Source organism: Chitiniphilus eburneus (assembly GCF_005048205.1).
Taxonomy (GTDB): domain Bacteria; phylum Pseudomonadota; class Gammaproteobacteria; order Burkholderiales; family Chitinibacteraceae; genus Chitiniphilus; species Chitiniphilus eburneus.
Genome location: NZ_SUMF01000001.1, coordinates 395,777 through 420,780, shown reverse-complemented (window position 1 = coordinate 420,780; position 25,004 = coordinate 395,777). Strand labels below are relative to the sequence as shown.

The 25,004-nt window shown below is 64.8% G+C and carries 25 protein-coding genes; 13 read left to right on the top strand and 12 right to left on the bottom strand.

Annotation, left to right across the window (positions count from 1 at the left end):
* Positions 1-1,257 (bottom strand): extracellular solute-binding protein, encoded by a 1,257-nt coding sequence (locus FAZ21_RS01935; RefSeq protein WP_136771582.1) that lies wholly within the window; start codon positions 1,255-1,257, stop codon positions 1-3.
* A 743-nt stretch (positions 1,258-2,000) separates the two neighbouring features.
* On the opposite strand from FAZ21_RS01935, the gene FAZ21_RS01930 reads away from it, so the two are divergent.
* From FAZ21_RS01930 to FAZ21_RS01920, 3 genes are all read left to right on the top strand, one after another.
* Positions 2,001-3,062, top strand: coding sequence for a LysR family transcriptional regulator (locus FAZ21_RS01930; protein ID WP_136771581.1), 1,062 nt, complete (start codon positions 2,001-2,003; stop codon positions 3,060-3,062).
* A gap of 8 nt (positions 3,063-3,070) precedes the next feature.
* Positions 3,071-3,370 carry a hypothetical protein gene (locus tag FAZ21_RS01925; RefSeq protein ID WP_136771580.1) on the top strand — a complete coding sequence of 100 codons (300 nt, stop codon included), beginning with the start codon at positions 3,071-3,073 and terminating at the stop codon, positions 3,368-3,370.
* A 98-nt stretch (positions 3,371-3,468) separates the two neighbouring features.
* Positions 3,469-4,731 (top strand): EAL and HDOD domain-containing protein, encoded by a 1,263-nt coding sequence (locus FAZ21_RS01920; protein WP_136771579.1) that lies wholly within the window; start codon positions 3,469-3,471, stop codon positions 4,729-4,731.
* Between the two features lie 61 nt (positions 4,732-4,792).
* Here FAZ21_RS01920 and wrbA read toward each other — a convergent pair whose 3' ends face one another.
* The 5 genes from wrbA to FAZ21_RS01895 all read right to left on the bottom strand — a co-directional run bounded on the left by wrbA (position 4,793) and on the right by FAZ21_RS01895 (position 9,718).
* A complete protein-coding gene (gene wrbA / locus FAZ21_RS01915) occupies positions 4,793-5,410 on the bottom strand; it encodes an NAD(P)H:quinone oxidoreductase (protein ID WP_136771578.1) in 618 nt (205 codons plus the stop codon).
* 209 nt (positions 5,411-5,619) lie between these two features.
* The gene (gene yaaA / locus FAZ21_RS01910) at positions 5,620-6,375 is read right to left on the bottom strand and encodes a peroxide stress protein YaaA (protein ID WP_136771577.1); all 756 of its coding nucleotides are present in this window, start codon (positions 6,373-6,375) and stop codon (positions 5,620-5,622) included.
* Between the two features lie 60 nt (positions 6,376-6,435).
* Positions 6,436-6,801 carry a hypothetical protein gene (locus FAZ21_RS01905; RefSeq protein ID WP_136771576.1) on the bottom strand — a complete coding sequence of 122 codons (366 nt, stop codon included), beginning with the start codon at positions 6,799-6,801 and terminating at the stop codon, positions 6,436-6,438.
* 75 nt (positions 6,802-6,876) lie between these two features.
* Entirely contained in the window at positions 6,877-7,494 is a 618-nt protein-coding gene (locus FAZ21_RS01900; RefSeq protein WP_136771575.1) for a response regulator transcription factor, read from the bottom strand.
* Positions 7,484-9,718 carry a PAS domain-containing sensor histidine kinase gene (locus FAZ21_RS01895; protein WP_136771574.1) on the bottom strand — a complete coding sequence of 745 codons (2,235 nt, stop codon included), beginning with the start codon at positions 9,716-9,718 and terminating at the stop codon, positions 7,484-7,486. Before FAZ21_RS01895 ends, FAZ21_RS01900 begins: the two co-directional genes overlap by 11 nt.
* A gap of 333 nt (positions 9,719-10,051) precedes the next feature.
* Between FAZ21_RS01895 and FAZ21_RS01890 the strand changes: the two genes are divergently transcribed.
* Together FAZ21_RS01890 and FAZ21_RS01885 are read left to right on the top strand one after the other, a co-directional pair.
* Positions 10,052-10,936, top strand: coding sequence for a helix-turn-helix domain-containing protein (locus tag FAZ21_RS01890; RefSeq protein ID WP_169307207.1), 885 nt, complete (start codon positions 10,052-10,054; stop codon positions 10,934-10,936).
* A 47-nt stretch (positions 10,937-10,983) separates the two neighbouring features.
* The gene (locus FAZ21_RS01885) at positions 10,984-11,175 is read left to right on the top strand and encodes a hypothetical protein (protein WP_136771572.1); all 192 of its coding nucleotides are present in this window, start codon (positions 10,984-10,986) and stop codon (positions 11,173-11,175) included.
* A 56-nt stretch (positions 11,176-11,231) separates the two neighbouring features.
* Here FAZ21_RS01885 and FAZ21_RS01880 read toward each other — a convergent pair whose 3' ends face one another.
* From FAZ21_RS01880 to FAZ21_RS01865, 4 genes are all read right to left on the bottom strand, one after another.
* The gene (locus FAZ21_RS01880) at positions 11,232-12,224 is read right to left on the bottom strand and encodes a 2-hydroxyacid dehydrogenase (protein ID WP_136771571.1); all 993 of its coding nucleotides are present in this window, start codon (positions 12,222-12,224) and stop codon (positions 11,232-11,234) included.
* Between the two features lie 163 nt (positions 12,225-12,387).
* Entirely contained in the window at positions 12,388-12,642 is a 255-nt protein-coding gene (locus FAZ21_RS01875; protein ID WP_136771570.1) for an RNA recognition motif domain-containing protein, read from the bottom strand.
* A 117-nt stretch (positions 12,643-12,759) separates the two neighbouring features.
* Positions 12,760-13,719: a complex I NDUFA9 subunit family protein gene (locus FAZ21_RS01870; protein ID WP_136771569.1), complete on the bottom strand. Its 960-nt coding sequence runs from the start codon at positions 13,717-13,719 to the stop codon at positions 12,760-12,762.
* Between the two features lie 126 nt (positions 13,720-13,845).
* Entirely contained in the window at positions 13,846-15,747 is a 1,902-nt protein-coding gene (locus FAZ21_RS01865; protein WP_136771568.1) for a lytic transglycosylase domain-containing protein, read from the bottom strand.
* A 380-nt stretch (positions 15,748-16,127) separates the two neighbouring features.
* On the opposite strand from FAZ21_RS01865, the gene glyQ reads away from it, so the two are divergent.
* From glyQ to FAZ21_RS01825, 8 genes are all read left to right on the top strand, one after another.
* On the top strand, positions 16,128-17,024 hold the full coding sequence (gene glyQ / locus FAZ21_RS01860; protein WP_136771725.1) for a glycine--tRNA ligase subunit alpha: 897 nt from the start codon (positions 16,128-16,130) through the stop codon (positions 17,022-17,024).
* Positions 17,025-17,037: 13 nt separating this feature from the next.
* The gene (locus FAZ21_RS01855; RefSeq protein ID WP_136771567.1) at positions 17,038-17,523 is read left to right on the top strand and encodes a surface-adhesin E family protein; all 486 of its coding nucleotides are present in this window, start codon (positions 17,038-17,040) and stop codon (positions 17,521-17,523) included.
* Between the two features lie 4 nt (positions 17,524-17,527).
* Positions 17,528-19,588 (top strand): glycine--tRNA ligase subunit beta, encoded by a 2,061-nt coding sequence (glyS, locus tag FAZ21_RS01850; RefSeq protein WP_136771566.1) that lies wholly within the window; start codon positions 17,528-17,530, stop codon positions 19,586-19,588.
* Between the two features lie 2 nt (positions 19,589-19,590).
* Positions 19,591-20,061, top strand: coding sequence for a hypothetical protein (locus FAZ21_RS01845; protein ID WP_136771565.1), 471 nt, complete (start codon positions 19,591-19,593; stop codon positions 20,059-20,061).
* A complete protein-coding gene (gmhB, locus tag FAZ21_RS01840; protein ID WP_136771564.1) occupies positions 20,058-20,642 on the top strand; it encodes a D-glycero-beta-D-manno-heptose 1,7-bisphosphate 7-phosphatase in 585 nt (194 codons plus the stop codon). Before FAZ21_RS01845 ends, gmhB begins: the two co-directional genes overlap by 4 nt.
* 31 nt (positions 20,643-20,673) lie before the next feature.
* Complete coding sequence (locus FAZ21_RS01835; protein ID WP_136771563.1) at positions 20,674-21,408, top strand: lysophospholipid acyltransferase family protein; 735 nt, start codon at positions 20,674-20,676, stop codon at positions 21,406-21,408.
* Positions 21,409-21,412: 4 nt separating this feature from the next.
* Entirely contained in the window at positions 21,413-22,102 is a 690-nt protein-coding gene (locus FAZ21_RS01830; protein WP_136771562.1) for a M48 family metallopeptidase, read from the top strand.
* An 88-nt stretch (positions 22,103-22,190) separates the two neighbouring features.
* The gene (locus FAZ21_RS01825) at positions 22,191-22,919 is read left to right on the top strand and encodes a pseudouridine synthase (protein ID WP_136771561.1); all 729 of its coding nucleotides are present in this window, start codon (positions 22,191-22,193) and stop codon (positions 22,917-22,919) included.
* A 300-nt stretch (positions 22,920-23,219) separates the two neighbouring features.
* Here FAZ21_RS01825 and FAZ21_RS01820 read toward each other — a convergent pair whose 3' ends face one another.
* Together FAZ21_RS01820 and FAZ21_RS01815 are read right to left on the bottom strand one after the other, a co-directional pair.
* A complete protein-coding gene (locus FAZ21_RS01820; protein ID WP_136771560.1) occupies positions 23,220-23,555 on the bottom strand; it encodes a hypothetical protein in 336 nt (111 codons plus the stop codon).
* Between the two features lie 41 nt (positions 23,556-23,596).
* Positions 23,597-24,919: a deoxyguanosinetriphosphate triphosphohydrolase gene (locus tag FAZ21_RS01815; protein WP_136771559.1), complete on the bottom strand. Its 1,323-nt coding sequence runs from the start codon at positions 24,917-24,919 to the stop codon at positions 23,597-23,599.
* Positions 24,920-25,004: the final 85 nt, after the last annotated feature.

Here is a 25,004-nt window from a genome sequence, read left to right as displayed (position 1 = left end):
TCACTTCTTCAGTTGCGCATTCCAGAACGTCACGGCGGCGTCCATCGCTGCCTTGGGATCCTTGCGGCCAGTGACGGCGGCTTCGGTTTCCTCGCGCAGGCGGCGCAGCAAGGGGGCCGGGTCGTCGATCCCCAGGATCGCCAGCGTGCGCACGTTCTCCAGGTTGCGCGCGCCGATGGCCCGGGCGTTTTCCACGGCCCCCGCATTGGCCGGTACATCCTGGAAGAACGGATCGAGCGCGGCCTGTTTCACCGACGGGTAGGTGCCGCCAGTGGCCTTGGAGAATGCCAACTGGTTGGCGTCGTTGGTCAGGAACTTGGCGAACGTGCCCACCTGCGGCAGCAACTTTGCATCGACGCCCTTGGGCACGACGAAGTCCATCAGCCAGCCGCCCTTGACCACGCCGGTGGCGCCGGGCGGCACCGGCTGCGCCAGCGTCACGGCATAGATGTCCTTGGCGTCGTCGCGCACGCGGGTCAGCGCGGTGGGCGTGGTTTCCAGGATGCCCAGGCGGCCGCCGTTATAGGCGGCGATCGATACCTGGAAGTTGTCCTCGGCGAACAGGTTGTCCTTGAGCAGCGCGCCGGCCTTGTAGGCGGTGGCGAATTCGCGCAGCAACGCCACATGCTTGGGCGAGTTGAACACCGCTTTGCCGTTCTCCAGCACCGGCAGGCCCTCGCCGAGGAAAACGCTTTCCACCCGGCCCAGGCGGGGCGCCAAGCCGGCGACGCCCGCCTTTTGCCGGATCTGCGTCGCCATCTTCAGTTGCTCGGACAGGTTGCGGATCGGCTTGTTGGGGTCCAGGCCGGCCTTTTTGAAGATGGTGACGTTCACCGCCATGATGTCGGCCGAGTTGTACCAGGGAAAGGCGTAGGTCTTGCCCTTCCAGGTCACATCGGCCAGTGCGCCGGCGGTGTACATGCCGCGATCCTTGCCCAGCAGCGCATCGATCGGCTGGATCGCGCCGGATACCGCGTAGTCGTAGGCCCATTGCACGTTCATGTTGGCCAGGGCCGGCGGCTGGCCGGCTGCGACCGCGGCGGTGAACTTGGAACGGATCACGTCCCAGGGTAAATCGGTCCACACCACGTCCACATCGGGGTTCTGGGCTTCGTAGCGCTTGACCACGTCTTCGAAGTAAGCATCGAAGCGGGGCTTCATGCTCATGGTCCAGAACTCGATCTTGACCTTTTCGGCATGGGCGCCGCCGCTGGCGAGCAGCGCGCCGACCATTGCGGCGATCAGGGTGTGCTTCATCGTTCCTCTCTCCTGTTGGGTGCCCCCGGTCGCGGCGCGGCCGGCCTGGCGAGCCGCTGCGCCGGGGTGCCGGTCGCGTCGTGGCGGCTTGTTTTTCAATCTACGGGCGACCTTTGGCCGGGCGGAACCGTTGGCGGCGCATGCCTGTCATGCGTCCCCCGCATGGCGCGGCAAAAAAAAAAGCCCCGCATGCAGCGGGGCGGACAAGAAGATGGAAGTGCCCAGATTGGCGGGAGCGGATTCATTTAAACGCAGTGTTCCGGCAGCTCACAGCCTTGATGGCGCATGTCGGGGATGCGCCGCAGGCATGTGCCGGGAGGATGGCGTCGCCAGACTGCGGATGTGCCGTTCATCGCCGCAGTGCCGATTGCCTGGGACAAGCAAGGCAAAACCGGTGGTGTAGTCCGTGGGGGAGAGCTACATCACGGCGCCGGACGGTCGGTGGCATGGGGCGGGCCGATGGTGCGATGCAGCGTGGCCTTCGGTTTGACTCAGATTGTCGTGACGGTTATTGGCGCCACACCGCCGGAGCACGGGCAACGCCAACAGCGGCGCGGCCTGAGGCGTGCTGTGCATGCCGGTCATGCGCGAGACGCATGGGCAGGTGCTATGCCCGCTTGTCATAAAGCGTTTAATGTATTGAAAAAAGCACGACTACAAGTATTCGCCACAGGCCGACCGGCCGCGCGCGAGGGGCCACCTCGAAGCGACGCGGTACGCAGGCGGTGGTACCGGAGGGAACAATGATGCTGGCCACGCACCAACTCGATCTCAACCTGCTGTTGAGCCTGCACGCACTGCTGACGCACGGCAGCGTCACCCGCGCCGCCGAAACGCTCGGGGTGACGCAGTCGGCAATGAGCCGCTCGCTGGCGCGGCTGCGCGAAGCGTTCGACGATCCGCTATTCGTGCGCGCCGCCAACAAGCTGGCGCCCACGCCGCGCGCCGAAGCACTACGCGCGCCGTTGTCCACCATCCTGCGCCAGATCGACCAACTGGTGGTGCCGGAGGATTTCTGTCCCGCCACTGCCCGTGCCCGCTACCGCATTGCCTGTGCCGGCAGTGCCGAACACGCGCTGTTGCCGGCGGTGCTGGGTACCCTGCTGTATGAAGCGCCGCAGTTTGAGCTGGAGATCGTTCCCTGGGAGGCACATATCCTGGAGGCGATGTCCGACGATGGGCCGGACCTGGCGCTCGGGCTGGCGTTCGATGCCCCGGCGGATGTCTACCAGCGGCTGGTCTGTCGCGATCGCGTGATGTGCGCATTGCGCGTCGATCACCCCGCGCTGCGCGACGGCGAGCTGTCGCTGGATGCCTATTGCGCCGCGTCGCAATTGCAACTGCGCCTGGGGCAGGAACTGGGCCAGATGGTCGATGCCCGGCTGAGCGCGCTGGGCCGCGAACGGCGGGTGAACCTGCAACTGTCGCAATACGCAGCGGCATTCGATCTGCTGAGCGAAAGCGACATGCTGCTTACCGCGCCGGAGCTGGTATTGCGTGCGGCGGAAGCGCGGCGTGGCCTCAAGGTGGTGCCGCTGCCGTTCGATCTGCCACAGATATCGTTGTCGCTGTACTGGCATGCGCGACGGCATCACGATCCCGCGCATATCTGGATGCGCAATGCACTGTGCGGCGGGCTGAAAGCCGAATTCGAGGCGCGCCGTGATGTCTGGGCGGTGGCGGCGTCCTCCCGCCTGCAATCGCTGCCACAGATGCGGCCACTGCCGGTGGAAGCCCAGGCCCGGCCATCGCACGAGCCGCGCAGCTATCCACGGCTGACCAGCTTTTATCCGGTCTACCGCTGAGGCATGGCATGACCACCCGGCAAGCGCTTCATCGGTTCAGCGAAGGCGGCGCGGCGTTGCTGGTGTCCGGGGCGCTGGCTGTCGTTGCCGCTTCAATGCAGGGTGGCACGGCGCTGTGGGCCGGCTTGTGCGTATTGCCGTGCGTGGTGGTGGGGGTGCAACGCTTCCGGCTTGGCGTACAGACCTGGCTGCATCGTGATGGGCGCTGCGCCGGTTGCGGGCGGGAAACCGAGTTCTGTCCCACCGATTGCTATACCCGCTACGATCGCTGCCCGCATTGCGATCTGGGAAATGCACCCTCCAAATAGCGGGCCATTGCGTTGTTCCGGCTACGCAGAGCGGATCGTGCCTCAAAGCAGGAGCTTACCCCCTAGACTGGTATTGGTCTTTTGCGCGGGGCATCGATATGGAAGATTTGTTCTTCCTGGGACGGCAACCCATCATCAACCGGCAGCGGCAACTGGTCGCCTACGAGTTGCTGTTCCGCGACGGGACCGGCGATCACGCCCAGGTCACCGACGACCTGGCGGCCAGCGCGTCAGTCATCAACCACACCTTCACCGATCTGGGCCTGGCGGGCGCGCTGCAAGGCCGGGCCGCTTTCATCAACGTGAATGATGAACTGCTGTTCTCCGAGATGATCGAGCTGCTGCCGGCTGACCGCGTGGTGCTGGAGCTGCTGGAAACCATCGAGCTGAACGAGGCGCTGTACCGGCGTTGCGCCGAACTGCATGCATTGGGCTATCGGCTGGCGCTGGACGATCTGGTCGCGCTGGAGCCGGCACATCTGCCGCTGCTGTCGCTGATCGATGTGATCAAGGTGGATGTGATGCTGGTGCCGTTCGACGAACTGATGCCGCTGGTCCATAAGCTGCGCCATGTTACCGAGCGCATGCACAACCGGCCGATCCAGCTTCTGGCGGAGAAGGTCGCCAACCCGGAAATGCAACGTCATTGCAGCGATCTGGGTTTCGATCTGTTCCAGGGATATCACTTCGCCCGGCCCACCATCCTGTCCGGCCGCCGCCTCAACCCGGCGCAGGCGCAGTTGTTGTCGTTGCTGGGCCTGTTGCAGCAGGATGCCGACATCGAAGAGCTGGAACTGGCCTTCAAGCATGCGCCCAACCTGGCGCTGGGCCTGATCAAGCTGGTGAATTCGGTGGCGTGCGGGTTGCCGGTGCGCATTGCCAGCGTGCGGCATGCGATCACGCTGCTGGGGTTGCGCCAGTTGTTCCGCTGGTTGCAGATTCTGATGTTCGCCCAGGCCGGTAACCACGATAGCGGCGATGTGCTGCTCTATACCGTGGTCTGCCGCGGCCGTTTCATGGAGCGGTTGGCGCAAACGCTGGTGCCCGGGCAGCGGAAGCTGGCGGACAAAGCATTTCTGGTGGGGTTGCTGTCGTTGCTGGACGTGTTGTTCGATCGACCGCTGGTGGAATTGTTGCCCGAGCTGAACCTGAGCATCGACGTGCAGGCGGCCCTGCTGGGAGACCCGCAAGTCAGCCGGCTGGGCCACTGGCTGGCGCTGACGGTGGCGGCGGAGGACGGCGATGTGATCGCGGTACGGCAATGGATGGCGACCGAACCGGAGCTGGATCTGTCGGCGATCAACCGCATGCAGGTGGAGGCCATGCAATGGGCCACCGACATGGGACGCCCCGCCGATTGAGGGGCGCGGCCGCACAAAAAAAGCCAGGCATTCGCCTGGCTTTTTTGCCGACGCCATCCGCTCAGCGCTGGGCCAGCTTGGCCGCGATGCCGGCGACGTGTTTGCCCTGGAAGCGGGCGATGGCCAGCTCGTTTTCCGAAGGTTGCCGTGCACCATCGCCGCCGGTCAGCGTGGAGGCGCCATAGGGGCTGCCGCCGCTGATCTCCGCCAGCGTCATCTGGCGCGCTTCGGAATACGGCACGCCGACGATGACGAGGCCATGATGCAGCAGCGTGGTGTGGAAGCTGGTCAGCGTGGTTTCCTGCCCGCCGTGCTGGGTGGCGGTGCTGGTGAACACACTGCCCACCTTGCCGATCAGCGCACCCTTGGCCCACAGCCCGCCGGTCTGATCCAGGAAGTTGCGCATCTGCGCGCACATGTTGCCAAAGCGGGTCGGGGTGCCGAAGATGATGGCATCCGCCTCTACCAGCTTGTCCACCGTGGCGACCGGCACATGCGCGAACGACGCGCGGCTGGCGGTGGCGCCGCTTTTTTCCAGCACTTCGGGCGGCACCAGCTCGGGTACCTGCAGCACGCTCACCTCGGCGCCGGCCTCACGCGCGCCTTCGGCCACTGCCTCTGCCATGTGATAGATGTGGCCGTACATGCTGTAGAACACCACTTGCACTTTCGTTGCCATGCGAACCTCCTTGGAGTAACCATCGATCGATGCCCAGGACGGGCGGAGCGACCTTGGTTATAGCTCAGTGCGATTTACGTGGAGGGGTAGTGAAGGTGGGGCAGCCATCGGCAAGCCCCCGGGAAGGCGTCTACCGCGCAAAAGCGACTCACCCTTGCTGTGGCGGGGCGGAGCATGCCGATCCGATTCGCTGCGAATGGCGCGGTGGGTCAGGCGCGGCGGAACACCCAGCGATCCGGCCCGCTGGCCGTCTCGGCATAGGCATAGTCTTCCAGATCGAATGCCTTGAGCGCTTCCGGATCGGTGATGCCATGCAGCGCCGCGTAGCGCACCATCAGGCCCCGCGCCCGCTTGGCATGGAAGCTGATGATCTTGTACTGCCCGTTCTTGAAGTCTTCGAATACCGGGGTGATCAGCCGCGCCTTGAGCCGGGCGGTACCCACCGATTTGAAGTACTCCTCGCTGGCCAGATTGACCACGATGCCGGGTTTCAGCTTGTTCACCGCGCGCGCCAGCGTGTCACCCCACCAGGCGTACAGATCCGTGCCGAGTGGGTTGTTCAGCCGGGTGCCCATTTCGAGACGGTAGGGCTGGATCAGGTCGAATGGCGTCAACAGGCCATACAGGCCGGAAAGAATGCGCAGATGCGACGCCAGGTAATCGAAATGCGCGTCGTCCAGCGAATACGCATCCAGCCCTTCATAGACATCGCCCTTGAAGGCGAACACCGCCGCGCGGGCATTGTCCGGGGTGAACGGCTTCTTCCAGTGGTGAAAGCGGCCGACGTTCAGCACCGCCAGCGGGTCGGAGATATGCATCAGCGCCGCCAGCTCGGCGGGCGATTGTTTGCGCAGCAGCCCGACCAGGGTGGTGGACTGCTTGAGGTAAGCGGGCTGGCAGTGGCGATCGGTGGGAAGTTCGGTGGTGTAGTCCAGCGTCTTGGCCGGGGAAATCAACATCAGCATTGCGGATTCAAAACCTTGAAAAGCGAAAGGCGCCCGGTGGCGCGGGGTGGAACAGGGGGCTCAACGTAGCGCGAGATACAGCAGCACGCCCAGCAATACCACGCCGGTCACCAGCAACTGTCGATATTGCCGGCGCAGGCGCAAGGTGAGCTGGGCGTTCTGCTGCGCCAGCTCCTCGATCAGCCGCGCGCTTTCCTGTTGGCGCGTATGCAGCTCGCGTAGCTCGCGACGGTTTTCCTCGACCACCATTTCCAGCGTGGCGAGGCGAGCTTCGGTGCCGGCGGCCGGGTTGATCTCGATCTCGGCCGGCGGAGGCGGCGGCATGGCCTGGGTGCGCTTGAACAGCTTCTTGCTCGCGTCCAGGATGCGGGGCGCGTTCTCGATCAATACCGCCCAGGGAATGGCGGCCAGCCAGTTCAGTGCCATGCGATGCTCCGGTGACAACATGCCCTGTTCGACGATAGCGGCGCAGACTGGTTCGCGAGCGGGTCACTGTGCCGGTTACTGCGCCTCCACGCCAGCATCGCGCAGCAGCGCCGCCAGCTCCATGGCCGTTTTCACGTGCATTTTTTCGAGGATGCGCGCGCGGTGCACTTCCACCGTCTTCATCGAGATCGACAGATCGTCGGCGATCTGCTTGTTCAGGCGGCCGGTGAGGATCAGCTTCATCACCTCGCGCTCGCGCGGTGTCAGCGCGGCCAGCCGGCCTTCCACCTGGCTGCGGGCGTGCCAGGCGTCGCGATGGGTGGCATCGTCGGCCAGCGCCTTTTCGACCAGATCGACGATGTCGTTGTCGTTGAATGGCTTTTCCACGAAGTCGGCCGCGCCGCCTTTCAATGCCGAGACCGCCATCGGCACATCGCCGTGGCCGGTCAGGAAGATCACCGGTGGAACATAGGTGTATTCCTTGAGCCGCGCGAAGAGTTCGATGCCGCCCATGCCGGGCATGCGCACGTCCAGCAACAGGCAACCGAAGCGATCGGGGCTGTAGTCGGCCAGCAACGCCTCGGCGCTGGCAAAGGCCTGGGCCTCGTGATTGCGCGTGGAAAACAGCCATACCAGCGCATCGCGCAGGGCATCGTCGTCATCGACGATGGCGATCCTTCGGTTAGGGTTCATGTGCGTCGGTCTCCTCACTGAACGGTACGGTAAAGACGAAGCGGCAGCCGCCGCCGGGGTTGGCTTCGGCCCAGAGCCGGCCATGATGGTGTTCGATGATGGAACGGCAGATGTTCAGCCCCATGCCCATGCCGGCGTCCTTGGTGGTGAAGAAAGGCTTGAACAATTGTTCCAGTTGTTCCGGCGCGATGCCAGTGCCGCGATCGGCGATGACCACCTTCAGCGCACCGTTGTGGCGGGTGAGCGAGATGGCGAGCTGGCGACGATCGGGCGCGGCGTTGTCCATGGCTTCCAGCGCGTTCTTGATCAGGTTGAACAGCACCTGCTCCAGCATCACCGCGTCGGCATACAGCGGCGGCAGTGCCTCGGCCTGGGCGATCGAGACATCCACGCCGCGCCGGACGATCTCATGACCGAGCAGGCCGAGCACCGTATCCAGCAGTGTACCGATGTCGCAACGCTTGCGATGCGGCGCACGACGCTGCACGAACTCGCGGATGCCGCGAATGATGTGCCCGGCGCGCTTGGCCTGTTCCGCCATCTTGTCGATGGCTTGGTCGAGCTGGGTGAGATTGGGCGCGGGCGCGGCCAGGATATTGCGGCAGCCGCTGGCATAGCTGGCGATGGCGCCCAGCGGCTGGTTCAGTTCGTGTGCCAGGCTGGACGCCATCTCGCCCATGCTGATCAGGCGCGCGGTCTGTTGCAGCGTTTCGTTCTGACGCCGCTCGCGCTCGGCGGCGGTCTTCAGCGCGGTGATGTCGGTGGCGATTTCCAGCCAGACCGCGCTGCCGTCCACCCACACGCTTTGCCGGCTTTTCACCTGGTACCAGTTCTGGCGAAAGCCGTCGTACCACTCCGCATCCACCGGCGGCTCGGTGCGCCGGGGCAGGAAGGGCAGGATGCAGCAACGGCCGCGCCAGTCGGGCAGGCCGAAGGCGCGATCGAACAACTGGTTGCTCATCAGCAGTTCGCCGGTCTGCGCGTCGCTGACCGCCACGGCGGCATCCAGCCCGTTCATCACGGTGACGAAGCGCTCGTGCGATGCTTGCAGCGCCTCACGCTCGCGGCGGATTTCGGTGATGTCGTACATCGACCCCATCCAGCCGATGTGTTCGCCTTCGCCATCGATCAGCCGCGACGCATAGACCCGCACGTCGAAGCGTTCGCCATTGCGGCGCATGAAGCGCACCGCGAAGCCATTGGGGTCGAGCCGCCCGGCGAGGATGGCGTCGAACACCGCTTCGCAACGCTCGAGTTCCTCGGCGGGCCAGTAAGGCATGGGTGGATGGTGACCGATCAGTTCCTCGGCGCGATAACCCACCATCTCGCAGAAGGCGCGGTTCACGTAAAGGATGCGCCCATGCTTGTCCATGGCGCGCAGACCGGTGACCAGCGAATCCTCCATGGCCTTGCGCAAGGCGGTTTCGGCGCGCAGGCGGATCTCCGCCACCTCGCGTACCCGCATCACCCGCCCCAGCGCCCAGGTCGAAGCCAGCATCGCCAGTGCCAGGCCGAACAGCACCCAGGGCAGCGCCAGCGTCACCGGGCGGGCGCGCGTCTGGTAGACCTCGGCCTTCAGCGACAGGCCCAGTGGCGGTTCGGTCAGGTTGATATGGCCGATCTCGCCTGCCAGATCGAGCTGCCGCTGGTACTTGGAGGCCAGCGGCACATACCCCGGCCCATACAGCGTCATCTGGTAGCGTTGGGCGATCCACCATGGCACCTGCTGTTGCAGCAGCCGATCCAGCGCCAGCACGATCACCACCATGCGGCGGCGGTCGGGGGTGGCAACGGCGTACTGGACACGCGGCTGCCCATGCGACACCCACAGCTCGCCCCAGCCGGGGTCGCCGCGATAAGGCAATGCCCATTGCGACGCCTGCGAGGAATGCCATTCCACCTGACCACGGCCGTCCTGCACCGACAGGCCGACGATCTCCGGACTGGTCTGCAGCAACGACAGTGCGCGCGCCTGGAACACCGGCGAACCGAAATCCGCGCCCGCCAGCGTGGCGGCCAGCCCCAGCACCGCGTCGCGATCCACATTCATCTGCTGCTCGATGGCCTGCTTCTGCCAGAGCAGATCCTGTTCCATCGTCGCCGCGCGCTGCTCCGCCGCCTCACCGCGTGCCAGCAGCAGGTAGCCGGAAAACGCCAGCGTGAACAACGCAGCGAGCAGACCGGGAACCAACGGCAGCCAGCGATGGGCGCGGGATGGAGTCATGACACAGGGATGAATGGGCAACGCCTGGGACTATAAGCGATCCGGCCCGGATGGGAGATGGCGATTTCCCGGGGCCAGCGGGTGGGGCCGGCGCAGAAGGGCTGGCTTCACCCCAACCGCAATTGCTATGGCATGATTCGCTGCTTTTTCTTACGTGTGCTCTTTTGAATATTTGCTTTGGTTGTAGTCAACAATGCCATTGATGTGTTGATGGTACGAATCGAATTTTGCCTGGCTTGGCAGGATCTGGATCAGGGTTTGCCCGTCCTGCCTATGGCAATGTTGTTTCCCGGCAGTTTTTGCCAACCCCCTTCTTTTTTGGATGCCTTGCTCGTGGATCTCGACCCCGGCCAACATCGCCTGCTGACGGTTTCGCGTCTGCTCGAACAACAACTGGCCCATCCCTGGCGGCTGGACGATCTGGCGCGCCAGGGATGTTATTCACGGCATCATTTCGAGCGGGTGTTTGCCGACCTGACCGGCCGCACCCCGATCGATTACCTGAGACGCCGCCGCCTGCTTCGTGCCGCGTTGCGGGTGCGGCATGAACGGACACCACTGCTGCAGATCGCCCATGAAATCGGCTTTGCGTCCGACAGTGTTTTTTCGCGCAATTTCAAGCAGACGTTCGGCTTCGCGCCTCGCTGCTGGCGGGCGGGCGCCTGGCTCGATTTCCACCTCGATATCCAGGAGCGCTGGCGCCGCCTGCACGACAGCGACCCGGACGATGTCAGCGACGAATCGCTGATGGCGTCGCTGGAACTGAACAAACCGAACGTCGCCGTCACGGCACAGGTTCGTTACTGCGCGGCCCAGCCGGTCTGGCTGGCGCGCAGTTTCGGTGTCTGGGGCACCAAGGCCGAGGCGTACTGGAAAATGCTCGCCCATACCCTGCCGGCCACCGAGCAGGCGCCGCTGTGGTGTGCCATCACGCGCGAAGACCCCGGTTTCGTCACCGGGGACGAATGCATATACGAGTGGGGCGTCTCCGCCATTAGCCAGCGACCACCGGGCTGGCTTACCGACTCGCTGCCTTCCGGCTATTACCTGTGCCTGCGGTATCGGGGGGCTGGCGCGCCTTTCCGCTGGCTGTACAGCGAGTGGCTAGAGCGGCAGCAGCGCTGGATCACCGATGCGTGCCGCCCTCATCTCAACCTGTTCCGCGATCTTGGCCATGCACTGGATGGAGAGCTGCGCATTCCCATCAGATTGCGCTGAAGAATCGCCATTTTTGCCACACCAAGATCACCACCACGGCGAACAGCGTGGATCCGGACTTCAAACTCAGCGCTACCGAGGAAGTGTGGCAAACCAAGGATTCCCGGATTTACAAACTCTCGTCCGAGCGGCAAACCGATCAAGCGGATCTTTTGCTGTACGGTCGCGACGAAGCGCAGACCGTGGTCGGCTATGTGAAGGACGGCATTGCCTATGGCAACGTCGGCACCACCCCTTGAGCATGGCTCCAGCCTTGGTCTGAATGAAAAAAGCCGGCGTTTTCGCCGGCTTTTTTTTACGATGGTGTGACCTGATTGGCCAATGGTTGGCCCGCAGCGTAATCCGCCACATTCTGCATCACCGTCCCGGCGATGGCGGCCAGTGCTTCGTCGGTGAGGAAGCCCTGATGGGAGGTGATCACCACATTGGGGAAGGTGGTCAGCCGCGCCAGAACATCGTCCTGCACCGCCGAGCCGGACAGGTCTTCGAAAAACACGCCTTCCTCGTATTCGTAGACGTCCAGCCCCACGCCACCCAGTTGGCCACTCTTGAGCGCATCGAGCAGGGCGCTGGAGTCGATCAGGCCGCCGCGGCTGGTGTTGATGATGACGGCGCCTTGTTTCATCGTCGCCAGCGAGTCGGCGCTGATCATGTGGCGGGTTTCGGGGAACAATGGCGCGTGCAGGCTGACGATATCGGCCTGGGCCAACAGTTCGGGCAGCGAGACGAAACGGCAGCCGAGCGATTCCAGGGCGGGATCGGGGTTGCGATCGTAGGCCAGCAACTTCATGCCGAAACCGTTGGCGATGTTGAGCGCGGCGCGGCCGATCTTGCCGGCGCCGACCACGCCGAAGGTGCGGCCGTGCAGGTTGAAGCCGACCAGTCCGTCGAGCGAGAAATTGGCGTCGCGCACGCGGTTGAACGCGCGATGGGTCTTGCGCACCAGCGTCAGCAGTAGCGCGAACACGTGCTCCGCCACGGCTTCGGGCGAATAGGCGGGCACGCGGGTGACCACGATGCCCAGTCGTGCGGCAGCCGCGATGTCCACGCCGTTGTAGCCGGCGCTACGCAGTGCGACATGGCCGACGCCCAGGCGCTTCAATTCGGTGAGGGTGGCTTCATCGACCCGGTCGTTGACGAAGGGGCACACTACGTCGAAGCCTGCGGCCAGCGGCACGGTGGTGCGGTTGAGGCGGTCGTCGAAAAACTCCAGCTCGTGGCCGGCGTGATTGGCGTCGTTCAGCGCGATACGGTCATATCGTTTGCTGTCGAATACGGCAATGCGCATCGTGTATCCCCATCGTGGAAGAAAGGCCATCGTAGCGCTGGGCTGCGATGGGCGACAGTGAAAGATGGCAGAAGGGCCGGAACATCTTGCGATGTCCGGCCCACAGCGGATTGGCGATCGGTTGCCAATCCAAGCTCAGCTTCCTGGCGGTTGGCCGAGGGGGTCAGCCCCAGCCCAGATTGGTATGGCTGGCCGTGATGTCGTGACCTTTCCAGTGGTGACCATTGAGCTGGCCACAAATGGCGGAAACGGCGGCACTGCTCACTGCTTCATCCAGTTTGACCAGCGCGTTGGCGCGCTCGCCCAGGCCGGCGGAGACGGTGATTTCGCTTACACCGGGCACCCCCAGCGATTCGAGCAACTCACGGACGTCGTCGATCGTGGTATCGGGGGGCAGATTGCCGAGCATCATTTGCATGCGGTGGAACTCCAGCGGTGGGGTGGGAATCGACCTAGCGGAACATGAAACCATTCTAGGGCGAGTTTGAAAACTTGAAACTTCACGTGATGACGCCCGCCCTGGATGGGCAGGGAATCATCGTTGCGCGGGATGGTGCGCCTCGTGCCGCCAGCGATAGAGTCGCGGATCGGGCTTGAGGTAGGTTGGGGCCACCGCTTCGAGCGATGCCGGCTCGAAGCCCAGTTGCGCAGGAAAACCCGCCGGATCGACGCTGTCGTGGCGCATCGAATCCAGGTTGTCGCGCGATAGCGGCGGATTGGGCAGCAGCGCCATCAGGGCCGCTTCGACGCGGGCGATGCCATGGGCGAGCGGCAGGATGGGGCGGGGGTGTCCGCTCAACTGGCCAGCCAGCTTCACCAGCTCCGCCAGGGTGTAGACCTGGGGCCCGACCAGGTTCAGCGACTGGCCGATCAGGTCTGCGCGCAGTACGCCCTGTTCGAAGGCCCGTGCCACGTCGCCCACCCATACCGGCTGGAAGCGCGCCTTGGCGCAGGCCAGCGGCACCACCGGCAAGGTGCGCTGCATGCTGGCGAACAGGTTGAGAAAACGGTCACCCTCGCCGAACACGACCGAGGGGCGGTAGATGGTCCAGTCCAGCTCGCTGGCGCGCACGCGAGCTTCCGCCTCGCCCTTGCTGCGCAGGTAGTGCGAGGGCCCGAACAGATCGGCGCCCAGCGCGCTCATGTGCAGGTAGCGCATCACGTTGGTGGCATGGCAGGCATCGAGGATCTTTTCGGTCAACCCGAGATGCGCGCGCTGGAATGCGGCGGGGCGACCTTGCAGGATGCCAACCAGGTTGATGACCACATCCTGGTCGCGCATCAGGGCCGCCAGTTGCGCCGGCTGGTGGACGTCGGCGATGGCGATGTCCAGCTGCGGCAACAGCAGCAGGTCACGGGCGTTGGCTTCGCGGCGGGTGGGAACGGTGACGCGGTGGCCGGCGCCGGCCAGGCGCGCCGCGATGCGGCTGCCGATGAAGCCGCTGCCTCCGATCAACAGGATGGCGCGTTCGCGATTGGATATGCGTGCTGGCATGGCGACCTCCGGCAGATTTGAACGCCCGGCTGGCCGCCATCGTGGCGTGCCCGTATTCGCGAAATGTGCCGGTGCGCAAGGGGCCTTAGCTTAGCCCCGCTGCCCCGGGCAGGGCCTTGCGTTAGGTCAGGGGGCGTCCACCACGCCACCTCGCGGCGGAATCGGCGCCAGCCGTTCCTGCAACGTCGGGGCCTTGGGGAAGGCATAGCGGTAGACCTGGGCGTTCGCCAGCACTTTCTTCACGTAATCCCGGGTTTCGTCGAACGGGATCGTCTCGATATAGATCGCCGCATCCAGGGAATCGGGTTCCTGCCAGCCGCGCGCGCGGCCGGGGCCGGCGTTGTAGCCAGCGGTGGCGAGCACCGGGTGCGATTCCAGCCGATCCAGGATGTAGCGCAGATAGAAGGTGCCCATCTGTAGATTGGATTCGGCGTGGTGCACGTCGGCGGGGTTGAAGCGCTTGTCGCCCATCTTGCCCGCCACCCATTTGGCGGTTGCCGGCATCAATTGCATCAGCCCGCCGGCGCCGACCGAGGAGCGGGCATCGGTGATGAAGCGGCTTTCCTGGCGGATCAGGCCATAGACCCAGGCCGGGTCCAGGCCGTTGCTGCGTGCCTCGCGTTCGATGTCGCCGCGGAACGGCAGCGGATAGCGCAGCGAGATATCGGAAAACCCCTTCGCGCGCTCGGCGGCATAGATCGAGCGGTCATAGAAGCCTTCGCGCTGCGCCAGCATCGATGCGGCGATCAGTTCCGGCTCGCTGGCGCCGCGCAGGCCCCAGTTCCATTCGCGCACGCCCTCGTTGCGCCAGCCGCCGTTCAGCAGGGTCAGCGCGCGGGTCAGGCCGGGCCGGGCGCGCATCGTGGCGATTTCCTGCTCGGTGGGGCGATAGGGTAGTGATGGGTTCAGGGCCACGGGGGTTTTCAGTTCGCCGAGCGCCAGCAGACCGTAGAAATCGTCATTGCTGGCGACACTGGCCAGCAGGGCTTCGGCCTCGGCCTCGCGCTGTCTGGCCTTGAGCGCCTGGGCCTTCCAGTAGCGCCAGGCCGGCTCATCGGCTTCCTCCGCGGGCAGGGCCTCCACGCGGGCGAGCACGGCATTGATATCCTTGGCGCGCAGGGCGGCGCGGATCGACCAGGCGCGGCCGGCCGGCGTCATGGCGGGAAAGCCATTGCCGAACCAGGCGCTGGCCTGGGCATGACGTGCCTTGGCGGCGGTTTCGGCCACTTGCAGCCAGCCGTAGCGGCGATCTTCGGCCGGCCAGTTGTCGGTACGGTTTTCCAGCCATGCCGCGGCGGCGTCCGGGTTGGTGCGCGCCAGGCGCGACAGGGCGTACAGCGCGGCCTCTCGCGATGCGCGGCGGTCGGCGCTGCCATAGCCGAGCAATGCCTTCACCGGATTGGCGGCGGCCTGCGCGAGCGATTTGTTCTGGAGTTCCGGCGGGCTGCCGACGCGCGCCGCGATCTGGCGGGCGAAATCGGTGTTGTTACGGCTCAGCGCATCGCGAATGCGTGTCCAGGTGTCATCGGTGCCGAGCTGGCCATTGGCGAACAGCCAGTCGAACACCGCACCGCAGGCGTCGGGCTGCGCCCGCCCGATGGCCCACAATCGCTTGACCTGCAGGGCGCCCGCATTGCGGCCGCGCGCCAATCCGGCTTGTGCGGCATAGCATTCGGCTTCGGTGCCGGGACTGTCCAGCTTGGGATACTCGGCCAGCAACTGATCCCAGTTGCCGCGCTTGCCCAGCGAGGAAATCCATTCACCGCGCAATTTGTCGGCCAGCGGCGAGCCATCGTAGCGGCTCAGGAAGGCCCGGATGTCGTCGTCGGGCGGCGTATTTGCCAGTTGTGCGGACAGCAGGTGATAACGCGGATACATCTCCAGCGGATCGCCAACGGCGCTGTTGGCCAGCGCCGAGAGTTGCGCCAGGCTGCGGTTGCGTACCGCCTCCCGCAGCGCATCCAGATCGAGTGCGGCCTGGGCGGAGAAACTGAGCGACAACAGGGCGAGGGCGAGGAACGATTTCATGAGGACGGCGGGCCGGAGCGAAGAAAGGTAGAAAGGCAGCGCCCGCGATGGTTCCGGCGGACCGCTCCATTCTACTCGAAACCTAAACCCGGCTGACGCTGGATGTCATGCTGTGTTCGCCTCGTTACGGTGCTGCGATCGGACGCCATGCCGCGTGCGGCTTGAAGCCACGGTTCCGGGCCCGCGCTCCGTGCAAATTATTGTGTTGCACCCGAACCTGGCGGGGGGCGTCAATGGCGGGCTGCGGGTAAAAGCAAGTAGAATCATCGGTTAACCAGCCGGCCGGCGGCATGCGTCAGGGCCGCCGTTGCCGCGACAAGACCGCATACAGGTTCTTACCCGCACCTCGGGGAAATCAGGGGTTGGAAGCCAAGAAGACGATGCTGACTTTCCAGGAAATCTTGCTCACGCTCCAGAATTACTGGGGCCGCCAGGGTTGTGCCTTGTTGCAGCCCTACGACATGGAAATGGGGGCTGGCACCAGCCACACCGCCACCTTCCTGCGTTCCATCGGCCCGGAGCCATGGAATGCCGCGTACGTACAGCCCAGCCGCCGTCCCAAGGATGGCCGCTACGGCGAGAACCCCAACCGCCTCCAGCACTACTACCAATTCCAGGTGGTGCTCAAGCCCAGCCCGGACAATATCCAGGATCTGTACCTGGGCAGTCTGCGCGAACTGGGCATCGATCCCACCGTGCATGACATCCGTTTCGTCGAGGACGATTGGGAAAACCCCACGCTCGGTGCCTGGGGCCTGGGTTGGGAAGTGTGGCTGAACGGCATGGAAGTCACGCAGTTCACCTATTTCCAGCAGGTCGGCGGCCTGGATTGCAAGCCGGTGCTGGGCGAGATCACCTACGGCACCGAACGCCTGGCGATGTACCTGCAAGGCGTGGAGAACGTCTACGACCTAGTGTGGACGCAGTTCCCCAATGGCCAGAAAGTGACCTACGGCGATATCTACCACCAGAACGAGGTGGAGCAATCCACCTACAACTTCGAGCATTCCAACGTCGAGCTGCTGCTCAGCCTGTTCAACAGTTTCGAAGGCGAAGCGCAGAAGCTGCTGGAAGCGGGCCTGCCGTTGCCGGGCTACGAGATGATCCTGAAGGCTGCCCATACCTTCAACCTGCTCGACGCGCGCGGGGCGATCTCGGTCACCGAACGCGCCGCCTACATCGGCCGTATCCGCACCCTGGCACGCGGCGTGGCGCAAGCCTATTACGAAAGCCGCGAACGCCTGGGCTTCCCGATGTGCCAGCCGGCACAGGCCTGACCGGAGCCACCCCATGAAGACCGTCCTCGTCCTTGCCCTCGCGCTGTCGCTGTGTGCCTGCAAGAAATACGAGGATGGCGCCAGGGGCCCCGAGCCCGTGCCGTTCAAGGGCGACTGGCGCAGCTATGGCGAGATGCCGGATTTCGAAGTGTTCGTCGACGTGAAGTCGATTTCGCACCACGACCGCTCCGGCAGCAATCTGTACACCTACGTCTGGATGCGCCAGGAATTCCGCGAGCCGCAGGTCGATGGCGTCTCCAAGGGCGTGTTCAACCGGAAGTACGCGCGCCTCGCCGTCGAATGCAATAGCGGGCGCATGGCCGAGACAGCTGCTGAGCTGCGCGACGAGAACGACGGCGATATCGCCCGTTACGACGTGCCCGGCTACCAGTGGGAGTTCCAGACCCCCGAACCCAATACCTTTGGCGCCGATTTCATCCGCCAGGTCTGCAAGATCATGGCCGCCAAGGACGCACAAAAAGACAAGGACGACGAGTAAACCCATGTCCCAGACTCTGCTGATCGAACTGTTGACCGAAGAGCTGCCGCCGAAGGCGCTGCCCAAGCTGGGCGCCGTGTTCGCCCAGACCATCTTCGACGAACTCGCCCGCCTGGGTTTCGTCGCCAAGGATGCGCAACACCATGCCTTCGCCAGCCCGCGCCGGCTGGCCGTGACTGTGTCCGGCGTGCTGGCGGTGCAGCCGGACCAGCATGTGGAGCGACGCGGCCCTGCCGTGGCAGCCGGCTTCAAGGATGGCGCGCCGACCCCGGCGCTGGCCGGCTTCGCCCGCAGCTGCGGCGTGCAGGTTTCCGAGCTGGAACAAGGCTCCGATGGCAAGCAGGATGTGTTCGTGTTCCGCTCGGTGAAGCCGGGCCAGCCGCTGGCCGAAGTGTTGTCCGGGCTGGTGGACGCCGCGTTGCGCAAGCTGCCGGCACCCAAGATGATGCGCTGGGGCGACCGCGACGGTCAGTTCATCCGCCCGGTGCACGGCCTAGTGATGCTGCACGGCGCCGATGTCATCCCCGGTGGCGTGCTGCACCTGCAATCGGGCCGCGTCACGCGTGGCCATCGCTTCCTGTCGCAGGGCGAGATCACCCTGACCGATGCCGAGTCCTATGCGCGCACGCTGTACGAGACCGGCAAGGTGGTGGCCAGCTTCGATGCCCGCCGCGCGCTGATCGATCAGAAACTGAAGGAAGAGGCAGGCAGGCTGGGCGCCACCATTGCCGCCGACGAAGCGCTGTTCAACGAAGTGACCGCGCTGGTGGAATGGCCGGTGGTGCTGGTCGGCGAGTTCGAGGCGGACTTCCTGAAAGTGCCGCAGGAATGCCTGATTCTCACCATGCAGCAGAACCAGAAGTATTTCCCGCTGCTGGATGCCGCCGGCAAGCTGACCAACCGGTTCCTGCTGGTTTCCAACCTGGAGACCGCCGACCCGGTGCATATCGTCGAAGGCAATGCCCGTGTGTTGCGCGCGCGGCTGTCCGACGCCAAGTTCTTCTACGAGCAGGACCAGAAAAAGCGCCTCGAAGCACGCGTGCCAGGCCTGTACAACGTGGTGTACCACAACAAGATCGGCAGCCAGCTCGAACGCGTCGAACGCCTGGTGAAGATCGCGGGCGAAATCGGCCCGGTGCTGGGGGCCAGCCGTGCCCATGCCGAGCGTGCCGCCTATCTGGCCAAGGCGGACCTGTTGTCCGACATGGTTGGCGAGTTCCCCGAATTGCAAGGCGTGATGGGTACTTACTACGCCCGGCTGGATGGTGAGCCGTTTGAGGTGGCCGATGCCATCGAAGGCCACTACCACCCGCGCTTCGCCGGCGACAGCCTGCCATCGACGCCGACCGCCACCGCCGTCGCGCTGGCCGACAAGCTGGAAGCCATCGTCGGCATCTGGGGCATCGGCATGATTCCCACCGGCGACAAGGATCCATTCGGCTTGCGCCGCGCCGCGCTGGGTGTACTGCGCATGCTGCTGAACCGGCCGCTGGACCTGCGCGCGCTGCTGACCGCCACCGTGGCGCCGTTTCCGAATGGTGTGATCGCCACAGGCACGGTGGAAGGTGTGTATGGCTTCATGCTGGAGCGCCTGAAAAACTACCTGGCCGCCGATTACCCCGGGGCCGACATCGACGCCGTGCTCGCATTGCAGCCGACCCGCCTGGACGACATCGAGCGCCGTCTCGCGGCCGTGGCCGAGTTTAAGGCGCTGCCCGAGGCCGCCGCGCTGGCCGCCGCCAACAAGCGTATCCGCAACATCCTGAAAAAGGTCGAAGGCGGCCTGCCGGCGCTGAACGCCGCCCTGTTCGCCGAGCCTGCGGAAAAGGCGCTGTACGACGCGCTGCAAAATGTCACCAGCCCGGTGACACAGGCACTGGCCGACCATGACTACACCCGCGCGCTGAAGACGCTGGCCGCGCTCAAGGCGCCGGTGGATGCCTTCTTCGACGGTGTGATGGTGATGGCCGACGACTTGGCGGTACGCGGTAACCGACTGGCGCTGTTGAATGCGCTGGCCGGGCTGATGAACCGGGTGGCGGAACTGTCGCTGCTGGCGGAGTGAAGATGATGCGTTTCTGTATGGGTGTCGCGGCGGTATTGCTGGCGGCACAGGCATTGGCCGAGGAGTGCGTGAAGCCGGTCTATGAAGCTTTCGGTGATGTTGCCGTGTACGACGAAGCGGTCAACGAATATTTGCGCTGCGAGTCGCCGGATTATCAGCCCGGCTACGTGATGAGCCCACCAGCGCCAGCGAAGGAAGCGCCGGAATCGGAGCTGGGATTCGGATTGGCTGAGCTGAAGGCGGCGATGGCGACCGAGTGCGCCAGAGAGATTCGCCCTTGGGCCGAGCGGACCAAGGCCGAGATGATCGGGGGATGGACGGATCAGCGGGCTTATACCACCTGGATTCAGGAAAATCGGGCGAGGGTGAGTTGGTGGCTGCGCCATAACGAGCATCCGCTGATTGCGAAGCACGCGGAGGTTCTGCTGGAAGTCTGCGTCCAAAGTGTCAGAGAGGAATTAAAGGCGTTATGAAAGAGGCCGCCGTCAAACTGCTGATCCTCGACCGCGATGGCGTGATCAATGAGGATCGGCCCGATTTCGTGAAGTCGCCGGACGAATGGCTACCGATTCCCGGTAGCCTGGAGGCGGTGAGCGAATTGTCGCGTGCCGGGTATCTGCTGGTGGTCGCGACCAACCAGTCGGCGATCGGGCGTGGCATCTTCGATATGGCCACGCTGAATGCCATCCACGCCAAGCTGCATCGTTCGGTCGCCGAGTCTGGCGGTCACATCGACGCCATCTTCTTCTGTCCACATGCGCCCGATGCCGGCTGCGCCTGTCGCAAGCCGCTGCCGGGCATGGTGCTCGATATCGCCAAGCGTTTTCATGTGGCGCCCGCCGATTGCCTGATGGTCGGCGATAGCCTGCGTGATTTGCAGGCGGTGTCCGCCGTCGGCGGCAAGCCACTGCTGGTACGGACCGGCAATGGCGCCAAAACCGAGGCCAAAGGCGATCTGCCGGCGGGTACCCAGGTGTTCGACAACCTGGCCGCCGTTGCCCAATGGTTGCTGCACCGCCCTCATCCCGACGCACCCGCGCGCGACGCCGCCTAGGCGTCCTTCACCGTAGATAGGTTTTTCACCGATGATCTGGATTCGTTCTGCGTTGTACTGGCTGGGCCTGATTGTGATCACGCCGCCCTATGCCGTTCTTTGCCTGTTGATCCTGCCGCTGCCCCCGGTATTGCGCTTTCGCATCATCAGCGGTTGGTGCTGGAGTCAGGTGCAGTGGGTGCGCATCACCTGCGGCGTCAAATATCGTGTGGAAGGGCGGGAGCACATCCCCGCTGGCCCGGCGATGATTCTCTCCAAGCACCAGTCGGCGTGGGAAACGATGGCATTGCCGGTCATCTTCCCGCCCTTCGTCTATGTCCTGAAGCGCGAACTGTTCAAGATTCCGTTCTTCGGCTGGGGATTGAAAGCGTCGTCGCCGATCGGCATCGACCGCAGCAACCGCTCGGAATCGCAACGCCTGGTGATGAGCCAGGGGCGCGACCGGTTGGCCAAGGGCTTCTGGATCTGTATCTTTCCCGAGGGCACCCGCGTGCCGGCCGGGAAACGCATCAAGTACAAGCAGGGCGGCGCGCGGCTGGCGCTGGCGCTGGGTATCCCGGTGGTGCCGGTGGCGCTGAACGCGGGCGAATTCTGGCCGCGTAATTCGTTTCTCAAGCATCCGGGCACCATCACCGTGCGGATCGGGCCGGTGATCCCGGCCGAGGGCACGCCCACCGAACTGGGCGACAAGGTGGAAACCTGGATCGAGAACGAGATGGAACTGATTTCGGGCCAGGGGCCATGCCACCCGGCCAACCAGCGGTAAGGCGATGAGCGCGGCCACGCATCGTCTGGAGCTGGCCGAGCGCACGCTGGAATACACCATCACCCGCTCCAGCCGTCGCTCCATCGGCCTGCGCATCGATGCGCGCGGGTTGGTGGTGCAACTGCCCACCCGGGCGCCGCTGGCGGAAGCCGAGCGCGTACTGCGGCTGAAGCTCGACTGGGTGCTCAAGCACCTGCAAGCTCGTCCTTCCGTAGCGTTGGCCCCGGCGCTGGCCGAGGGGGATTGCGTGTCGTGGCTGGGTGCGCCGCGCATGCTGCAGCTGGGCGCCACGCGCGCCCGCCTGACCGACGACAGCCTCTGGCTGTCCACGCCGGACGCCGCGCGGCTGCCGGTGGCGCTGACGCAGTTCCTGCAACGCAGCGCGCGGGGCTACTTTGCGGAAAGAGTGCAGACCTGGTCCGGGCGGATGGGGCTGACGCCGCGCAGGCTGCTGCTCACTTCCGCGCGCGGGCGCTGGGGCAGTTGCTCGGCAACGGGCGATATCCGCCTGAACTGGCGGCTGATGCAGGCGCCGGCCGAGGTGATCGACTACGTGGTGATCCACGAACTGGCGCACCTGGCGGAACTGAACCATTCGCCGCGCTTCTGGGCGCTGGTCGAGCGCGTCTGCCCCGACTGGCGCCGCCAGCGCGGCTGGCTCAAGGCGCACGGCGGCGAGCTGTTCCGGTTCTAGCCGGGTCCGCTTTCTCTATTTTGCCGCTCACCGCGCTATCGCCGGGGTGGCTACCTTTTTGATTCTGTCTTGATCTGGCGAGGAAACCATGACGCAAGAAACCCTGAGATTGTCCAAGCGTATGGTGGAGCTGGGTCTGTGCTCGCGCCGCGAGGCCGACGAACTGATCGAGCAGGGGCGGGTCCAGGTCGATGGCCGCACTGTCGATCTGCTGGGCAGCCGCGTAACGCCGACCCAGCACATCGCTGTCCTGCCCGCCACGGCCAGTGCCGCACCCGAGCGCGTCACGCTGCTGCTGAACAAGCCGGCGGGGGTTCGCGGCTGGAATGCCGACGACATGCTGGGCTTGTCCGCGCTATTGCGACCGGAGCAATTGCACGCGGGTGGCTCCGATATCCGCTTCCTGAAAAAGCATGTGCAACGGCAGCAGGTGGAGGTGCCGCTGGACCCCAACGCCAGCGGCCTGCTGGTGCTGACACAGGATGGGCGGTTGGCACAGCGCCTGGCCCAGGCGCAGGATTTCGAGCAGGAATTCCTGGTGTGGGTGACCGCAGACCTAGGCGCCGACACAGCCAGCCTGCTGGGGCATACGCGGGAAGTCGGCGAGCAGACGATCCGGCCGCTGAAGGTGACGCGGCAGAGCGATCGGCAACTGCGGGTGCTGCTGCGCGAATATCGGCCGGGATTGATTCCCGCGCTATGCGCCAGCGTGGGCCTGGGCGTGGCGAGCTACAAGCGTATCCGCGTCGGCCGGCTGGCGCTGGGGGATCTGCCGGAGGGGGGCTGGCGCTACCTGGGCCAGTACGAGCGCTTCTAGGGCGAGTCAGCCAATGCATCGCGGCAGCGCTGGGCCGACAAAGCACCAGGCACCAGGCGCCCGACGCAGCCAATACCCGGTTATTGGCAAGGAGTGCAACACAGTGAATGGTGTTTTCTCGGCCTAGCCCTACGGGTTCGGCGCATTTCGGGCGCGGCTCGGTGTCGCCGGCCGCTTACGGTATTCATACCGCGACGCGTCCAGCGCCTTGCGCCGCATCCCGCACTGCGCCGAACGCTGTCGCGATGCATTGGCTGACTCGCCCTAGGTCGATTGCCCTGGGAATCAGGCTGGGGCGTTTTATTCGCCCGAGAACGGTTCCACGATCACTTCGCTTTCCCGCTGCGCCGGGGCGGCCGGTGGCAGCGGTTGGATGGCGGCCTGCGCGGTGGCCGGGCCTGTGGCGGTTGCGGGTGGTGGCGCGGACTTTGCCGCGTCCACTGCCCAGCCTGCGGCGGTGGCCCCGCCTTGTACCGTGGCCTTGCCCACGTCCCAGGCCACGCCGGCGGTGGTGGTCGCGACATTGACCGCCGTGCTGGCCACGCTCACCGTGGCGGCGCCGACGCTGACCACGGTTCCTACCGTACCGCAGCCGGTCAGCGCGATCAGGGCGGAAATCCAGAACAGATGCTTCAAACCGCGAGGCTCCTTCGCGTGGCGAACGGCGACATAACGCATCATCGCCCCATCCCGCCGACCTGCTGCGCCAGATAGGTGGCGTAGTTGTCGGTCATGCCGCCGATGAAATCGAGCACGCGGCGGTAGGTTTCGTAGAGCGGCCAATCGCGGCGCGGCGCGTTGTATTCCATCAGGTCCAGCACCCGCTGCATGCGGAACGGCATCTGCGGGCTGACCTTCAACTGGTAGGTGGCGTTGCAGAACGCGTCGAGCAGGATGTCCAGGCAGGTGAACGAGCCGACCTCGATTTCGATCTTGCGGCGTTCGTTGAAGATGCGGTCGCGTGCCAGTTGCTTGGCGTCGCTGATGCCATGCCGCATGCTTTCCGGGCAGTCATTGAGCAGGTCGCCCTGGTAGCTGCCTTCCATCAGGCGGGGATATTGCTGGATGAAGGTGCTGGCCACATCGCGCACGCAGCGATCGATGGCCTTGCCGCGCAGCACCGAGATCTTGCGTCGCACCGAGGGCGCCGCCGCCACCTCCAGCGCCAGCAGTTCACGCTCGCCGCCACAGATCTTCATCAGCACCGGCTCCACCGCTTCGAACGGCAATGTGCCGATCTCGATACCGTCCTCCAGATCGAGGATGGCGTAGCAGATGTCGTCGGCCGCTTCCATCAGATAGGACAACGGGTGCCGTGCCCAGCGTCCCGGCGCCAGTTGTGGCAGCCCCAGCTCGCGAGCCACTTCCTCCAGCAGTTTTTTTTCCGACTGGTAGCAACTGAACTTGCCTTTGCTGGCCGCGTGCTCGCTGGTCCACGGGTATTTGAGCGTGGCGCCCAGCGTGGCGTAGGTCAGGCGCAGGCCCCCTTCGAAGCGATGGTTCTCCAGTTGCGTGATCACGCGAAAGCCCTGTGCATTGCCTTCGTAGGTGGTCAGATCGCGGCGCTCGTCGGCGGTCAGGTTCTGCATCAGGTAGGCATGCTCGGGGCGGCGGAACCAGTCGCGGATCGCGTATTCGCCGGCATGGCCGAACGGTGGGTTGCCAATATCGTGCGCCAGGCACGCCGCCTGGACGATGGCACCCAGGTCGTAGGGCTCGATATGCGCGGGCAACTGGTCGCGCAGGCGCTCGCCGATCAGCACCCCCAGGCTGCGGCCGACGCAGGCCACTTCGATCGAATGTGTCAACCGCGTGTGGACATGATCGTTTTCCGTCATCGGGTGGACTTGTGTCTTGCGGCCCATGCGTCGAAACGGTGAGCAGAACACGATACGGTCGTGATCCTTGTGAAAGTGGCTGCGACCCGATTCGGGCGAGGCATCGGGGGCGCGCTGCGCGCCGAGTCGGTCAGCGGCGAGCAGCCGGTTCCAGTCCATCATGCGGAGTATTCCAATGGTTTTTGATCGGGCGGGTGGACGCCCGATGGTGAGGCAAGGATTATACGGCGCGCCTTTCGGCACGGCG

What these genes read in the sequence shown, in the direction of transcription:
- FAZ21_RS01825 (WP_136771561.1), top strand. Translation starts at nt 22,191, where the DNA reads ATGACGCAAGAAACCCTGAGATTGTCCAAGCGTATGGTGGAGCTGGGT.
- FAZ21_RS01900 (WP_136771575.1), bottom strand. Translation starts at nt 7,494, where the DNA reads ATGAACCCTAACCGAAGGATCGCCATCGTCGATGACGACGATGCCCTG.
- FAZ21_RS01835 (WP_136771563.1), top strand. Translation starts at nt 20,674, where the DNA reads ATGATCTGGATTCGTTCTGCGTTGTACTGGCTGGGCCTGATTGTGATC.
- FAZ21_RS01875 (WP_136771570.1), bottom strand. Translation starts at nt 12,642, where the DNA reads ATGCAAATGATGCTCGGCAATCTGCCCCCCGATACCACGATCGACGAC.
- FAZ21_RS01870 (WP_136771569.1), bottom strand. Translation starts at nt 13,719, where the DNA reads ATGCCAGCACGCATATCCAATCGCGAACGCGCCATCCTGTTGATCGGA.
- glyS (WP_136771566.1), top strand. Translation starts at nt 17,528, where the DNA reads ATGTCCCAGACTCTGCTGATCGAACTGTTGACCGAAGAGCTGCCGCCG.
- wrbA (WP_136771578.1), bottom strand. Translation starts at nt 5,410, where the DNA reads ATGGCAACGAAAGTGCAAGTGGTGTTCTACAGCATGTACGGCCACATC.
- FAZ21_RS01920 (WP_136771579.1), top strand. Translation starts at nt 3,469, where the DNA reads ATGGAAGATTTGTTCTTCCTGGGACGGCAACCCATCATCAACCGGCAG.
- FAZ21_RS01930 (WP_136771581.1), top strand. Translation starts at nt 2,001, where the DNA reads ATGATGCTGGCCACGCACCAACTCGATCTCAACCTGCTGTTGAGCCTG.
- FAZ21_RS01905 (WP_136771576.1), bottom strand. Translation starts at nt 6,801, where the DNA reads ATGGCACTGAACTGGCTGGCCGCCATTCCCTGGGCGGTATTGATCGAG.
- yaaA (WP_136771577.1), bottom strand. Translation starts at nt 6,375, where the DNA reads ATGCTGATGTTGATTTCCCCGGCCAAGACGCTGGACTACACCACCGAA.
- FAZ21_RS01880 (WP_136771571.1), bottom strand. Translation starts at nt 12,224, where the DNA reads ATGCGCATTGCCGTATTCGACAGCAAACGATATGACCGTATCGCGCTG.
- FAZ21_RS01935 (WP_136771582.1), bottom strand. Translation starts at nt 1,257, where the DNA reads ATGAAGCACACCCTGATCGCCGCAATGGTCGGCGCGCTGCTCGCCAGC.
- FAZ21_RS01895 (WP_136771574.1), bottom strand. Translation starts at nt 9,718, where the DNA reads ATGACTCCATCCCGCGCCCATCGCTGGCTGCCGTTGGTTCCCGGTCTG.
- FAZ21_RS01845 (WP_136771565.1), top strand. Translation starts at nt 19,591, where the DNA reads ATGATGCGTTTCTGTATGGGTGTCGCGGCGGTATTGCTGGCGGCACAG.
- glyQ (WP_136771725.1), top strand. Translation starts at nt 16,128, where the DNA reads ATGCTGACTTTCCAGGAAATCTTGCTCACGCTCCAGAATTACTGGGGC.
- FAZ21_RS01855 (WP_136771567.1), top strand. Translation starts at nt 17,038, where the DNA reads ATGAAGACCGTCCTCGTCCTTGCCCTCGCGCTGTCGCTGTGTGCCTGC.
- FAZ21_RS01815 (WP_136771559.1), bottom strand. Translation starts at nt 24,919, where the DNA reads ATGATGGACTGGAACCGGCTGCTCGCCGCTGACCGACTCGGCGCGCAG.
- FAZ21_RS01865 (WP_136771568.1), bottom strand. Translation starts at nt 15,747, where the DNA reads ATGAAATCGTTCCTCGCCCTCGCCCTGTTGTCGCTCAGTTTCTCCGCC.
- gmhB (WP_136771564.1), top strand. Translation starts at nt 20,058, where the DNA reads ATGAAAGAGGCCGCCGTCAAACTGCTGATCCTCGACCGCGATGGCGTG.
- FAZ21_RS01925 (WP_136771580.1), top strand. Translation starts at nt 3,071, where the DNA reads ATGACCACCCGGCAAGCGCTTCATCGGTTCAGCGAAGGCGGCGCGGCG.
- FAZ21_RS01830 (WP_136771562.1), top strand. Translation starts at nt 21,413, where the DNA reads ATGAGCGCGGCCACGCATCGTCTGGAGCTGGCCGAGCGCACGCTGGAA.